Here is a 13,783-nt window from a genome sequence, read left to right as displayed (position 1 = left end):
TGTTTGTTTGCGTCGCTCTCGTTGGCGACAAGGAATATCTTATCATTTCCTGCTTGCTAAGTCAACAACTTTTTTTGACGTTTTTTCGAAGAAAAGCGTGCATCAAAAGCAGCAACGTTTACTACTATACCAGCGATTGCAGAAGTGGTCAACCCTTTTTTATGAAAATAAAAAGAGCCCGAAATCCGGGCTCTTAAAATCGCTATTTGGCTGCTTCTTTAAGGAGTTCCATTTTGGTCGTCCATGCTTTTTCGCTGAGATCCACGTGATAAGTCTGCGGATTCAATTTTCGCATGTGCTGTGGCCAGAACATCTTGATCTGGCTGCGGAAATGGGACTTGATTTCATCAACCGGCGGAAGATCATATACAAGTTCCCCCTCATTAAAGACCGGCTTGAGCAGTTCTTCTGCCTTGTAACGATGGACGGTTTTGCTCTTATACGTTTCCACTGGGTCGAAAAGATAGATGTCCTTTTCAGGCAGCGCTTCGCCTACCATGGCAATGTAATCCGCTTCAGCTTTCCCCGTATCTTCGTTTACAATACGATATACCGTCTTGAAGCCAGGGTTTGTCACCTTTTCCACATTACCTGATACTTTAATGGTGGGGACATACTCGCCGTTGCTTTCACGGGCAACAAGCTTGTACACTCCGCCAAGAGCCGGCTGGTCTGCAGCTGTAATAAGCTGGGTGCCCACGCCCCATGAGGTGATCGTGGCTCCCTGGCTTTTCAGCTCAGAGATTACTTCTTCATCAAGATCGTTGGAGGCCACAATGACTGTATCCGTCAATCCGGCTTCATCAAGCATTCTTCTCGCCTGAATGGAAAGATACGCAAGATCCCCGCTGTCGAGGCGGATGCCTTTGAGTGTCTTCCCTTTTTCTTTCAATTCCAGGCCAATCTTGATCGCGTTTGGAATTCCGCTTTTTAACGTGTCGTATGTGTCAACAAGCAGAGTGCTTTGATTCGGAAGGGCTTCGGCAAACTTGCGGAAAGACTCTTCCTCGGTTTCAAAGCTTTGCACCCAGGAGTGGGCGTGCGTGCCTTTAGTCGGAATGCCAAAGTATTTACCTGCCAACAGGTTGGAGGTCGCTCCGAAACCGGCGATATAGGCCGCTCTTGCTCCCCAGATGGCAGCGTCAGCTTCCTGTGCGCGGCGCGACCCGAATTCCATGAAGTAGTCCTCCGGTGCGACCTGTTTGATTCTTGCCGCTTTGGTCGCGATCAAGGTCTGGTAATTCATAAAGTTCAAAAGCGCTGTTTCAATCAGATGGGCTTCAAAAATCCTCGCCTCGATCCGGATGAGCGGTTCTCTCGGAAAGACAATGGTTCCCTCAGACACGGAAGCAAGGCTTCCCGTAAACCGGAATTCCCTGAGTTCCTGAAGAAATCCTTCCTCATATTGTTCTTCCTGTTCTTTTAAATAGTTGATGTCTTCTTCTGTAAAGCGCAGATTCTGCAAATAGTAAACAATACGTTCAAGCCCTGCAAATACAGCATAGCCATTTCCAAACGGGTTTTTGCGGTAAAATGCTTCGCACACGCATTTTTTATTTTGTGTTCCGTTCTTCCAGTGAGCATACATCATATTAATCTGGTACTTGTCTGTATGTAGTGTCAAATCTTCATGCCGCATCATCGTTCTTCACACCTTTCTCGCCTTATTTTCCCTTAAGTTCACATTCCTACTCTACTCGTTATTAAAAAATAAAGAAAGCCCTGAGATCTGATATCCAGGGCTTTCTTAGTATTCAATTCCCGACTTGGTATGTGACTTCTTAAACTCTTCGGGCTTCGGATCAAAATATTTTAAGGTGTAATTCCTGACAAACCGGCCGTTTTGAAGATAGCCGGAACCCCAGGTCGGATCCATGGTGAGCCAGCGGCCATTCACCTTTGTTTCAATCCAGGCATGGTCCTGGCCGGCATAGCCGATGGCCATCCGCGCTTCCATGCCTCCTGCTCTCAGCAGCGCAATCGCCAGATAAGAAAAATCCTGACAGACTCCTTTTTTCTCATGAAGGGTTTTAAGCGCACTGTCATCAAAAGCAAAGGACCGTTTATCAAGCTTATTGACATCATATTGAATGTTCTTCGCTACGTACTCGTATACTGCTTTTGCTTTGTCTTTGTCATTGTGCCGGCCGGCCATTAATTTAGCCGACAGCCTGCCAATTTCCATATTATCCGATTGAATCCCCTTTGATGGGAGGCTGTAACGGACATCGTTCTGATTGGTGTTCTCCATCGTAAAATGGGCAATGCCCACAAAATGCTGGACGCTTGTATTGGCCGAAGAAATTTCGGGCGCAAACACATTCACATCATATTTTCCGGGACCGAACCGGAGAAAAAACTTCCCATCAAACGTGTAGTCTTTCACCGGTACCGCATACATGGCTTCAAGCGATCCCTTTTTGGTCTGGACAAACACGGTGTCTGTGTCTTTGGCAAACGGAGCCTCCGGATCAATTTTACCTTTAAGTTCATAATCCAGATCCGTTTTCATCCCGCCTGCAGCCGGGGATTGCAGTGTAAATCCCCGCTCGCTGAATTCTTTTGAAAACTCGATCGGCTGGGAAACCGTGTCTGATGTGTTATCTACCTTCAGTTCAGCCGCCTCATTATAATAATTGGCCATGTTGGATGCAGGCGTCATCACTTTCAGGGTATGAACACCTTCCCCAAAATAAAGGGGCACCTGGGTATCAAAGTGTCCATTCTCAACAGGCACCATAATTTTGGTGACCTGAGTTCCTTTGGACATTTCCACCAGCAGGTCCTTTGCCTTCCCCCCGCCGATGGATCCCTTGATATCCACATTTCCTTCTTTCTTCATGTATCCTTCAATGGAAGAATTGAGCTTTAAATTCTGCTGATATGCATTTTGCGTATACAGCACATCGCGTTTCATTTCAGGGTTCACGTTGGTTACGTTCATTTGAGCCAAATCATAATAGTAATCCTTACTTTCGTCGCTCGGAAGGCTAACCTTCACATCATACTTGCCTTTCCCGTTAAACAGCTGGACTTTTTGCTTGAACCGGCCGTTTTCGATGGGTGCCAAGTATTTAAAGTTGCTTCCGTCTTTATCGCTGCGAATCGAAATCAGTGCATATTTTGATTTTAAACGCCCGGTGTTCTTGACCGTTCCCGAAACCATAAAGGAAGAATTCACACTAAATTCTTTGTATTCCGGGCTGGTAAGCGTGGCGCCGACCCTTCGGCTGTAGCCGCTGAGCTCCAGACGTTTTAAATCGGCTGTCTCATTATTCTTCTCCGCCGCTTTCGTAAGGTCATTGCCTGCTATGTCTTTTTCTTCAGTGGGGCTGCCTGTGTCCAATAAACTGCAGCCCGGCAAGCTTAAGAGCAGAAACGGAAGAATGAAAGTGAGGATGGTTTTCCTCATTGGTTTCACTCCTTACTGTACTACCTCTATTTTAAGGTATTTACAGGTTGGTGGCTAATCGTATTCATTGTATAGGACTCGTCTATTTTTCCTCCTATTACTTTATCGGCCGCCATCTGCTTGTATGACAGCTTTCTCACTGGTTCTCATTTCCAATTAATACCCGCTGCCAAATTGCTGTTAAACTAAATTGTGAATCTCTTCTCCGCTTTTCACGTATGACTAAACATATTAAAATAAAAATAGGACCCTACAATGGTGCAGGTTACGAAGGAGTGTTAACGATCGAATCTCTAAAATTTTTACAAAAGGAACTGAAAAGCGTCGAGAAATGGGAAAAGGATCAAAAGGATTTATGGTTTTGGGAAAAGCTTGGGCGGATCCCTTTTAAACTTCTCGATAAAATCACCCCTAAATTTTTGCAGGACAAGGCACTTCAAATTGTTGATGAGATCGGAAGCTATGTTCATACCGGCGGAAAATACCTGGTCAGTGAGAAATCGATCATAAAAAAGTTTAGGGAAAACGGCGGGCTGCCCGAAGACTTCAGTGCAGGTGACATAGCAAAGCTCCCACTTGGCGCCATGGACCAGACTGCGTCTCATTTTAAAAGGAGCCGGACGAAAATGGCCACCGTACAAGGGGCCACAACCGGAGTTGGCGGATTGTTTACGTTAGGAATCGATATTCCTATCATTCTCGGACTGTCACTGAAAACCCTTCAGGAGATTGCGATTTCGTATGGCTATAATCCCAACAGCAAAGAGGAACGGATCTTCATCATCAAATGCCTGCAATTTGCCTCTTCGGATTATGTAGGAAAACGTGCGATTTTAGAACAATTATCCATGACGGATGCCGAACGGAACCGCCAGGCCATCTCCCAGCTGCAGGGCTGGCGTGAAGTTATCGCTGCCTACCGCGACAACTTTGGATGGAAAAAACTTTTTCAAATGGTTCCTGTAGCCGGCATCGTCTTCGGGGCCTTTATCAACAAGTCCACCATTGATGAAGTGGCAGAGACAGGTATGATGCTCTACAGAAAGCGCAGGATCCTGGAACGAATCCATCAGTTTCAGCAGGAAACAAAGGATGAGTAAGGAAGAACTTCTTGCTATCGTTCCATGCCACCGGAAGCCGGAACGCTGTTTGAAAGTAAACGGAAAACCGATGGCCCTGTGTGCCCGTTGCACCGCACTATACAGCTCCTACCTTCTGCTTCCTTTTCTCTACTTTGTTCCGCAGTGGCACAGCCTTGCGATTGCACTCCTTCTGCAGCTTCCCATGCTGGCAGATGGTCTGTCACAAAAATGGAAATGGCGGAGCAGCAACAATATACTTAGAGTTATAACCGGATCCATGAGCGGAATCGGACAGTGCCTTTTCATATGGCTTATGGCTGACTGGCTGAGCAATGCACTCAGTTAACTTTTAAAGGAAAGGATGGTTAAAATGTTTATTCTTCAGCTTGTGGCATTATTAAGCTTAATCATTGCGGGCGTTCAGGTGCTGGCAATTGGGAATGTGATCGCCGGCGTTTCCCTGATCGGTTCAGGGTCGATGATCAGTGCGGGCACTTATTACCTTTATTCCAAAAAAGCAAAAAACCGAAAAAAGCTGTCAGGCAAAAAATCCAATAGCCTGGATTGCTGTGATTTTGACCTTTGTGACTGATACATAAAAATAGAAAAGCAGCAGGACCTTTGTGGCCCTGCTGCTTTTTTGCGTTAAATTTGTGGTACCGCTTGTTGAGACTCTGGCAGAGGGGCTTCCTCTTCAGCCGGAGCACTTTCTGTTGTATCCGCAGCTGGCGCTTCTTCCTCTGACACCTCTTCTTTTGGTGTTTCTGTTTGAGGTGTTTCAGGTGGAGAAGGCTCCGCTTTTGGTGTTTCAGAGGTTTCCTTCTGATCCTCCTCTTGCGGTTTCTCTGCTTCTTTATTCGGCTCAGAACGTTTTTCTGGTTTCTGCTCTGGCTTTTTGTCTTGATTCTCATTAGGATCTGAAACTGGAGTTGATTTCTTCTTCAGTTCATCAATAGCAGCTTGTGCTTTATCTTTTGTGCTTTGATTCACGTGCTTTGTGATGAGCAGCGTTTTGTAGTATCGAACGGCCGTTTTGAGGTCATCGTCTTTACCTGTGGCTTTTAATGTGTCTGCCCCGTTCAACAATCGGGTGGCCTCATTTTGGAGTTGTTCATCCACTAAAGGAGCCATCCATTGGCTGTCGGCCGCTTTATCAAAATAAAAAACTGCTTTATCACGGTCATTCGCCGTGAAAGTCTTTGCTTTTTGATAATGATCGATAGCTTCCTGCCTTGCTACTGCTTTGTTTTTTTGATCATCCGGCATACCGTTTGCGCTCGCAATCGTGCGATAAACTTTTTTCAAGTCTTCAAAGCTTCCTGATGGATGCTGCTCAAACAAAGCATCCGCAGCGTCGCGAAGTGTATCTGAGTTCAGTCCCGCTTTATCGTACAACTGGCTGGATTCGCTGGCATAGAAAATCGCTTCCTCATGATGTCCTGCATCTTGCAGCTCTGCAGCTTTTCTTGAATAAGCTAGAGCCTTCTTGCGGTCAAAGGCCGTTTTTGTCACATCATCCCGTACATGAGGAGTAGTGCTTAGCAGCTCATAGACATTTTCTTCTTTTTTCACATCATCCAGATCTTTTACCGAAGATAACAGCTGATTTGCCAGTTCATTCAGCTTTCCGGAAAATGCATTTGTTTCCCATCTCTCAACAGAATCTGATGCCACGATGACGGCTTCACTCCAATCATCAATGGAAGCACCTTCTTGTGATGCTGTATTCACCGCCTGCTGCATTAAGAGGTAGACATTTAAATGGGACTCCGCCTGCTGATCTTCATCCTCAGGGACATTGGATACCTCTGTGAGGATCCGGTAATTGTTAATAATGTCATCCTTCTTCTCTGTATAGGTTTCAGGATTGCTCGCAAGAAGGTCGGTTTGATTCAATAGCCCTTCACTTGCATCTTTAACCACTTTCTTATAACGGCCAAACAACGGGAAATCTGTACCGACTAACGGACTGCCCTGTTCAATGACCTGAGCATATTCCCCCTCCTCAAGCAACTTTTCGAGGGTTTCAAGCTCCTTGCCTTCCGGTAGCGGTTCATATTGCCCCGGCTCTCTTGGCTCAAGGCCTGCTCTTGCTTTTTCTACCTGCTCCGCCATCAATCCATCCTTCAGGTTCTTGGCGCTTTCGCCAAAGGTCGGAGAGAACTGTGCGAGCATTTGATATTTGTTTAATGCAGCCGCCAAATTATTCGCCTGTTCCTTTTGTGCGGCTTCCATTACAATGCGGTCCGCCTCGCTGTATTCACTCGGATTCAGGTCCTTGCCAGGGTTTTGGGCATTGTACTTGCCGACATAGTATAGAACCTGCTGGGCTTTTTCCGCATCCATTGGCTGAGGCTGATCCGGCTCTCCATGATCAGCCGGCTTGCTTAAATAAATAGAGATTTCCTGCTCTGCAAACTTGGAAAACAGTTCGGCCCTGATCTCTTCCTTCATTTTTGCCAGCTCTTCACTTTCATAATCCAGCCCTGTAATCATCTGCAGACTCGTCAAGCTGTCTGATGTCATGAACTGATCCTCAAACGCTTTTGTTTTGGCATCAGCCGCGGCATCGACCACCATAGCCACAAGGTCAGCATATCTATCACTGTCTGAATTTATTTCTTTTTTTCCATAGTACATTACATTATAAAAATCATTGCTCTCGCTATAGCTGGTTAAACGGTCGTATAACGACTCAGGCACCACAAGGGCCACATCCGGAAGCTGGCTCCCCGGGTCTTCATCTCCTGGATTGTCCGGGTTATCCCCACCGCCGTTGCCTGGATCAGTCGGGGTACCTGGGTCAGTTGGCGTTCCTGGATCTGTTGGGGTGCCTGGATCAGTTGGTGTTCCTGGCTCTGTTGGGGTGCCTGGGTCAGTTGGTGTTCCTGGCTCTGTCGGATCGCCATTGTCAGGGAGGGTTGTTCCATCACCAGGAAGTGTCGTTCCGTCATCAGGGGTGGTGTTTCCATCCTCTGGGGGAAGCATATCATCTCCCTGGTTCCCTTGATTACCCTCCTCTCCCCGATCAGGCAATCCTAAAATTGGTGGATCCGCTTTAGGGATTTCCGGTTTTGGCAACGGAATAACAACCTTATCCGAATCCACATTAATTGGTGTTATCGGATGGTCCGGATCTGATGCATCCACAAGGTATACCGGGCTGTCGCTGTCATCTGTCAAGGCGAAATCGTCACCGGTGTTATCCGGGGAAATTTCTGCTGCCCGCCTTTTAGGCTGGTTGTCCCTGTCGTCCTTAACCTGGTTGTCATCGGTGTTGAGTGTGATGTCTTTGGCTGGTTTACCCTTGTTCTTTTCTGATTTTGTGGTTTCCACGCTGGCTGTCTCTGTCTTTTGGGTTTGCCAGTAATACGTTCCAGTACCGGCAAGCGCCACAAGCAGGGCGGCAGAAGATGTCAGCATCACCTTCTTCGCTTTCGGGCTGAAGAAACTTTCATTTTCCTGGTCTGCCATGGTTGTCCTCCCTAGATCAAAACCTTTTTCGATTTCATTTCTTTGATGCGCTGCTTTGCAAGACTTACATCGGTTGCATCCTCGTTGATTTGAATCACCTTTTTCAGCAGCGGCAATGCTTTTTTGTAGTTCTTTTCTTTTATCTGAAACATTCCGTACACAAAATACGCGTGGCCGTAGATCGGATTCTGCTTGATGACTCGCTTGTATGTCTTCTCGGCTTTGGCTTTGTCCCCGACTTTTTCGTACAGGATGCCGGTATTGAGAATGGTCGTTTTCTCCTGGATTCCCAGGCCGATCACCTGGTTGTAGGAATTCAAAGCTTCTTTATATAAGTTTTGGCTTTTTGCCTTTTGTTTTTTATCTTCTGCGTACAATCCGTATTCATAGTAAAGCTGGCCGGTCATGTTCAGGTAATCGATATTGGTATAATCGTCACGAAGCAGCCCGTTCGCCAGTGTAATCGCATTTTCATAGGTTTTCACTTTGGTAGCGTCGTTCGTCTGGTTCGTCTTGTTGTTGGTGATGTAGGCCTCAACGAGCTTCTTGGCGTACTTCTTGTTCGCAGGAGCCAAATCCACCGACTGTTCAAAGAAATCAACCGCTTCCGTGCTCTTCCCCTGCCTGGTGGCCAGATCTCCTTTTAAATACGCAGCAAAGGCTTTTGACTGGCTGTCCTTGCCCTGGAGCTCTTCCACCAGTGCATTAGCTTTTTTCAGCTGGTTGATGGACGCATAGCTGACAACCAGATCACGGATGGCGTCCTGGTGATATTTATTCTTTTTGTCCTTGTAGGCGGCCGTATAATAAGGAATAGCAGCATTGTAATCTTTTTCCAAAAAATAGGCGCGGCCCATCAGATAGTCGGCTTCTGTATTCGTTGAAGACAGTTCCTTCTTGAATTTCAGGTCATTCATATACTGAATGGCCTGCTGGTTCTGTCCCTGGCTGATATAAATCGTTGCCAATTTCGTGTAAAGGTCTTCAGTCGGCCTTTTATCGATCGCTTTTTGAATATACTGTTCCGCCTCGCCATACTTCCGTTCAGAAAACGCCTCGGTTCCCTGCTGTATGTAATCGTGCCATTTCTTCTCCTGAGCTGCCTCGTACAGATAATACAGCCCTATGCCCAGGCAGATGGCCGCAACGGTTCCGGCCATCCATTTCCAATGGCGGGAAAAGAACACCTTTCCGTTGAATTTCCGCACTTCCGCCTTTTTCGCTTCAAGCGGCTCAGCAAGCGCAGCGGCTGTTGCCTGTTCCCGTTCTCTGGCAATCAGCTTCAGTTTTTCTGCTGTAGACTGCTGCTCCGCTTCTGCCCTGATCTGATTTTGAATCTCCTCGATAATAATCGACAGCTCTTCCTTGGTTGTAAAATCAACCGAAGGCAGCTGGGTGCATCGCGTATAAAAAATAAGGGCGGTATTCCAGTCCCGGAGTTTTTCAAAATGCTGGGCGGCCTCCAGATAATGTGACGGAACCAGCTCCGGACGGCTGTTTTCTTCCGTGTCGCTCAGCAGCATCTGCAGCTCTTCAACGACCGCCTTTTGTTCGGGGAACTGCTGCATGATGTACTGGTACTCACTGTGCGCCGCTTTTTTGTTGCCGAGTCCTTCAAACGCTGCGGCGATCTGCAGTAAAATGTCCAGGCTCATGGATCCGGGCGGCACGGAAGGTTTTTTCGAAGCCATATACCTTTTATGGCTGTTCATGACGAAGCTTTTCACACTATCGGGAAATGCTTCATACCACTGGGAAAAAGACGGGCATTCTTGCAAGCTATTACTCTTCCAGGCTTGTTCGAACAGCGCCTCACCCTTTTCACCCAGTGTCTTTCCGACAACATCTTTAAGCTTTTTGTAGCGTTCACTCTCACTTTGCATCTCATATGTATCAAAATAACTGAAGTCATCGGCTTTCAGGCTACGTACCTCATCCTCATGCCAGGAGACCATTTCTGCGATCAATACCGCTCCGGCAAAACGGTCGGCTTCCTTTGACCAGATACCGTCCTTCACATAGTTGGCGGCATACCCGGGCGATCCTCCCGGCAGAGCTTTTGGCTCGTCCAGTTCCGGTGCGTACAGCTCCTCGATATCAATCAGTTCAATATCGGCAAAAATGGGCCGGGCACTTTCCTGCAGAAACGGCAGCATCACATTGCTTGACGACAAATCGCAGTGCGCCACCCCAGCCCCCTCCAGCTTTTTTAAAAGGAAAGCCATCATGCAGGCGATGCGGAGACAGGTATCCTTGGACAATGCCTGCTCTTCCATCAGAATATCGGCCCAGGTAGGGCCATCAATCCATGGCATGATCAAGGCGTAACTCAAATCGCCATACTGGCTGACCAATCTAGCATGCTCCTCTTCCTCGATGACCGAGCGCAGGCAGGCAGAGAGCCCGTAAAAGGACGAATAGTTTTTAAGCTGTTCGGAAAGCCGGACTTGATTCTTATTTTTAAAACGGTCCCTGAACACCTTCAGCGCCGCTTTAGTTCTCGTATTCTCTTCTTTAATCTGGTAGACCGTACCCTGGCGCCCTTCCTGTCCGTAAGGAATATCAATTCCCACGACGGCGGGGTGCTTGGGAAACGTATATCTCCTTCCAAACAGGCGAATGCTTTCGCCAACTTCCGGCTGAAAACTCATAATGCCAAACTCCTATCCCTGAGACCATCAGGCTATTGAATTGCCAATGCCGGCAATCATAAACCATGAATCTAGTACTTCATGTATTATTTTACAAAACCCCGGTCCAATAATACACACCTATTTAACGCGTCAGGCAGACCCGCTTATTCCATCGATGGTAAAGCCGAGCAAAAGAAAGAAGATGAATGACACGACAATCATGGCAAGCCTGGCGACAAAGCCGTTCCAGTTGTACACGAAGGCCGCAATATAATAGGCCGGCCCGAACAAAAGGGTGGCTGCAATCGAGACGATGACCGTATAGTCGTTCTCCACACAGCTTTCAAACATCCGTTTAATCCCCCGGAAGCTGAAAATGAAGAGTATGCTGTAAATCAGATTGGCAGTAAGGATAAGTACAAGTACAAATAGCAGTGTAAACAATAGCATCACCTGGTTTATTTATTTACTGCACCAATTCATTACCGGAATTCCATGGTGCTTTGCCTGGCCGCCCTTTTCTGTTCAAGCGGCTCAAGCGCCTGTTCAAAGGCTTCTTTATCCAGAAGTGTCTGATACGTGGGAATGATCACAGGGTTCTTCCGGTGCCGTTTAATCGTAAATCCCTGGATAAGATACGTCCTGACATCTGATGGATTCAAACCATACCGGATATCCTTCACCTCTTCAAAAGGAATGAACAGATCCTTCACCAGAATGCCCTGTTCATTATAGGAAAGGAAGATGGTTTTTCTTGGCTTGCACATAAAAAATAAAAACAGAACAGTCATGATGAGAAAAAACACAAGGGCAATTACGAGGAACGAAGTCCACAGGAGATGAATGAACCGACTCCCATTCCCCCAATCACTGAAAAGAAAAGCGGCGGCCGCCATGGAACACAAAAGAAGGCCTGCAAGCACTTTAAGGAGCAGCGATTTTCTCTGATAGGTTACATGAGTCCATTCCATTTCTCCATCTCCCTGAAGCCCGCTCACTATTCCAGGATTCCTTGATGAAAATATTCTATCGTAATGATGGGCTGCTCCTCATCATGTGTCATCAGCCATGTGTGCTGGCTGCCTTTTAAATACAAATAACTTTTGACACCTTCGTTTTGCTTGTGCTCATTAAATGAAATCATAAAAATGCTTCCAAGAATTCCTTTGCTTGCTGCAAAATCCTTCGCAAGGGCGTTTACCTCATTGTCACTGTCGGATCGCTGCGCCAGCAAGCCTCTTACCCCATCCGCATCTTCTCTTTGGGCATGCTCCAGGATCCGGTCAAATTCCTCTTCGGGAAGCGGGAGCTGGAACAGCGGATTTTCGGTGGGGCGAAAATCAATAAAATCCAAAAGCTCACTTCGCCAGTCAGAAACAGCCTGCAGCTCGTGGGCGAGACCTCCGTAATTGGTTACATGCTTTAAGGTTTGGTTTCCATTGAAATAAAATGCCTGAACCGTCTCCTGTTCATTTTCAATCCAGCTGCTTCTGATAATGCGTCTGCTTTCCGACATGTGATGGAGCAGCTCTTCATATGCTGTGTTTAACTCTCCCTGATTGGGTGCGGTGAGGTGGATGAGGTTCTTGGAAAGGAGCCCGTTGGCAGCGGCATCTAGCCGGACGGAAAACAGCTCCTCCTGTTCTTCGCTGTATAACTGGTCACGGAGCTGTTTGGCTTCGTCCATTTTTTCAGACATAATAAATGAAAAAATCAATTCCTCAGCAGATAGTTGATATACCATGGTTCCTCTCCCTTATCAGAGCCAGCCAAAGACTTTGTCTTTGATGCCGTCCTTAATGTTATTGAACGTTTCTCTCGTTTTCACGGCAGCCTTGCCGGCAAAATCCGATGTATATTTCGCAGCCCAGCCTCCTACAGCATCACCGACCGCAGCTCCGATAAATCCTCCGGCAACGGTACCGATCGGTCCAAGAAGAGAACCTGCCGCCGCCCCGATATAGGCCCCGGCAAGAGCACCGCCGGTTCGCATCGCTACGCGGTTCGTCGCTTCCCCAACCGATCTTGCGTTTTCGACCTGAAGCTTTTCACCGGAATATTTCTTTTCATTTTCGGCAAAAGCCGCTTTCGTGGAGGAGATCTCGCTAATCGTTGTGCCTGTGAGGGTAAGCAATGCATTTCCTTTGGCGAACTTGGAAATGAACGTGCCTTTCTTGATGACCATGTCAGCACCTGTGCTCTTGAATGTTTTTTTCTTCAGCAATTCAGGCAGCGAACGGGCCTGGCTTTTGATCACTTTTGCTTTTATTTTATTTGGGAATCCTCCGTTGACCGATAATGTCTTGGCGTTTAACCGCTGGGCTTTCATCGTACGGTTAAACTTTTGAATGCGTTCCCGCAGCCATCCCGGACCGATTTTCCCTTTAAGAAACTTGCTGACTTTGCGGTTGTATTTGAAGATATAGTGATTTCCCTTTTTGGAGGTGGTGATTTGAAGCAATTTGCTGTAATGGGCTGCCGAAGCAATCCCCAGATTTTTAGCCAAATCCTTGTAATTGATGGTGAATGCATATTTATCCGCATTCTCCACATCACGCGCCTCATCCTCCAGCTCTTCCTGAAGATGGGACAATGAGGTGATAACCTGGTCAACCTGGCTTTTGGCATATTGATAGGTGTCAAGGAATGAATAGTTGGTCAGCCGCGCACCCGATGAGTTAATTAAGGATATCGCTCCGGATACGGATCCGGCTGAGTTGGAAATCGCTTGATTCGCAGTACTTTTTTCATTCTCAATCTTTTTCGAAAACTCCCGTAAACGATCGGGATTTACAAGCATGGCCGCTGCTCCTCTCACTTTCTTTTCTTCTATTTATCCGGTTCCGGTATCACTTTCCCCGGAATGCTGTTTACCTGATTGGCCAATTCCCCGAGCAGGCTCGCCGCATTGCTGATTTGCATTTTGCTTTCTTCAAGGGTCTGAATAAACTTCTGCTTTCTCTTGCTGTCCCACTCATTGCTTGTGCCCTGCAGATATTGGTTCAGGTTATGTGAAATCTTGGCAACCCTCTCGCTGTCCTCTCGTATGGACTGCGCCAGACGGCTGATGGCATATGCATCAATCTGTGGTTTGTTCATGTTTATCCTCCATCCCATCCAAATGACTGTCTAGGAAACTCCGAAAATAAAAGACCAGCCAAAGAATTGACTAGTCTTTCTGG

At 47.0% G+C, this 13,783-nt stretch carries 12 protein-coding genes; 3 read left to right on the top strand and 9 right to left on the bottom strand.

The window, feature by feature from the left end; translation table 11 throughout:
* Positions 1-202: 202 nt before the first annotated feature.
* Together QYB97_RS18550 and QYB97_RS18545 are read right to left on the bottom strand one after the other, a co-directional pair.
* Positions 203-1,639, bottom strand: coding sequence for a nicotinate phosphoribosyltransferase (locus QYB97_RS18550; protein ID WP_301167514.1), 1,437 nt, complete (start codon positions 1,637-1,639; stop codon positions 203-205).
* A 108-nt stretch (positions 1,640-1,747) separates the two neighbouring features.
* On the bottom strand, positions 1,748-3,412 hold the full coding sequence (locus QYB97_RS18545) for a transglutaminase domain-containing protein (RefSeq protein WP_301167510.1): 1,665 nt from the start codon (positions 3,410-3,412) through the stop codon (positions 1,748-1,750).
* 275 nt (positions 3,413-3,687) lie between these two features.
* Between QYB97_RS18545 and QYB97_RS18540 the strand changes: the two genes are divergently transcribed.
* From QYB97_RS18540 to QYB97_RS18530, 3 genes are read left to right on the top strand one after another with little or no spacing between them, the layout of a single operon-like run.
* Positions 3,688-4,512 (top strand): EcsC family protein, encoded by an 825-nt coding sequence (locus QYB97_RS18540; protein WP_301167509.1) that lies wholly within the window; start codon positions 3,688-3,690, stop codon positions 4,510-4,512.
* On the top strand, positions 4,505-4,840 hold the full coding sequence (locus QYB97_RS18535; protein WP_301167508.1) for a DUF2085 domain-containing protein: 336 nt from the start codon (positions 4,505-4,507) through the stop codon (positions 4,838-4,840). The genes QYB97_RS18540 and QYB97_RS18535 overlap by 8 nt, the downstream gene beginning before the upstream one ends.
* Before the next feature lie 24 nt (positions 4,841-4,864).
* Positions 4,865-5,086: a hypothetical protein gene (locus QYB97_RS18530; RefSeq protein ID WP_301167507.1), complete on the top strand. Its 222-nt coding sequence runs from the start codon at positions 4,865-4,867 to the stop codon at positions 5,084-5,086.
* A 53-nt stretch (positions 5,087-5,139) separates the two neighbouring features.
* Here the strand turns inward: QYB97_RS18530 and QYB97_RS18525 are convergent, their stop codons facing one another.
* From QYB97_RS18525 to QYB97_RS18495, 7 genes are all read right to left on the bottom strand, one after another.
* Positions 5,140-7,968 (bottom strand): hypothetical protein, encoded by a 2,829-nt coding sequence (locus tag QYB97_RS18525; RefSeq protein ID WP_301167506.1) that lies wholly within the window; start codon positions 7,966-7,968, stop codon positions 5,140-5,142.
* An 11-nt stretch (positions 7,969-7,979) separates the two neighbouring features.
* On the bottom strand, positions 7,980-10,619 hold the full coding sequence (locus tag QYB97_RS18520; protein ID WP_301167505.1) for a tetratricopeptide repeat protein: 2,640 nt from the start codon (positions 10,617-10,619) through the stop codon (positions 7,980-7,982).
* A gap of 132 nt (positions 10,620-10,751) precedes the next feature.
* Positions 10,752-11,045: a hypothetical protein gene (locus tag QYB97_RS18515; RefSeq protein ID WP_301167504.1), complete on the bottom strand. Its 294-nt coding sequence runs from the start codon at positions 11,043-11,045 to the stop codon at positions 10,752-10,754.
* Positions 11,046-11,083: 38 nt separating this feature from the next.
* Entirely contained in the window at positions 11,084-11,572 is a 489-nt protein-coding gene (locus QYB97_RS18510) for a DUF5381 family protein (RefSeq protein WP_301167503.1), read from the bottom strand.
* Between the two features lie 26 nt (positions 11,573-11,598).
* Complete coding sequence (locus QYB97_RS18505) at positions 11,599-12,345, bottom strand: hypothetical protein (protein WP_301167502.1); 747 nt, start codon at positions 12,343-12,345, stop codon at positions 11,599-11,601.
* Between the two features lie 15 nt (positions 12,346-12,360).
* Positions 12,361-13,401, bottom strand: coding sequence for a hypothetical protein (locus tag QYB97_RS18500; protein ID WP_301167501.1), 1,041 nt, complete (start codon positions 13,399-13,401; stop codon positions 12,361-12,363).
* Positions 13,402-13,430: 29 nt separating this feature from the next.
* Positions 13,431-13,700 (bottom strand): hypothetical protein, encoded by a 270-nt coding sequence (locus QYB97_RS18495; protein WP_301167500.1) that lies wholly within the window; start codon positions 13,698-13,700, stop codon positions 13,431-13,433.
* Positions 13,701-13,783 lie beyond the last annotated feature (83 nt).

It is taken from the genome of Fictibacillus fluitans (assembly GCF_030418125.1).
In the GTDB taxonomy this organism is placed as follows: Bacteria; Bacillota; Bacilli; order Bacillales; family Fictibacillaceae; genus Fictibacillus_C; species Fictibacillus_C fluitans.
The sequence above is the reverse complement of the archived record's forward strand: the minus strand, read 5'-3'. Positions and strand labels throughout refer to the sequence as shown.

Excerpts from the sequence above, each read along its gene's own strand:
- QYB97_RS18550 (WP_301167514.1), bottom strand. The coding sequence starts at position 1,639 with ATGCGGCATGAAGATTTGACACTACATACAGACAAGTACCAGATTAAT.
- QYB97_RS18545 (WP_301167510.1), bottom strand. The coding sequence starts at position 3,412 with ATGAGGAAAACCATCCTCACTTTCATTCTTCCGTTTCTGCTCTTAAGC.
- QYB97_RS18535 (WP_301167508.1), top strand. The coding sequence starts at position 4,505 with ATGAGTAAGGAAGAACTTCTTGCTATCGTTCCATGCCACCGGAAGCCG.
- QYB97_RS18530 (WP_301167507.1), top strand. The coding sequence starts at position 4,865 with ATGTTTATTCTTCAGCTTGTGGCATTATTAAGCTTAATCATTGCGGGC.
- QYB97_RS18525 (WP_301167506.1), bottom strand. The coding sequence starts at position 7,968 with ATGGCAGACCAGGAAAATGAAAGTTTCTTCAGCCCGAAAGCGAAGAAG.
- QYB97_RS18520 (WP_301167505.1), bottom strand. The coding sequence starts at position 10,619 with ATGAGTTTTCAGCCGGAAGTTGGCGAAAGCATTCGCCTGTTTGGAAGG.
- QYB97_RS18510 (WP_301167503.1), bottom strand. The coding sequence starts at position 11,572 with ATGGAATGGACTCATGTAACCTATCAGAGAAAATCGCTGCTCCTTAAA.
- QYB97_RS18505 (WP_301167502.1), bottom strand. The coding sequence starts at position 12,345 with ATGGTATATCAACTATCTGCTGAGGAATTGATTTTTTCATTTATTATG.
- QYB97_RS18500 (WP_301167501.1), bottom strand. The coding sequence starts at position 13,401 with ATGCTTGTAAATCCCGATCGTTTACGGGAGTTTTCGAAAAAGATTGAG.
- QYB97_RS18495 (WP_301167500.1), bottom strand. The coding sequence starts at position 13,700 with ATGAACAAACCACAGATTGATGCATATGCCATCAGCCGTCTGGCGCAG.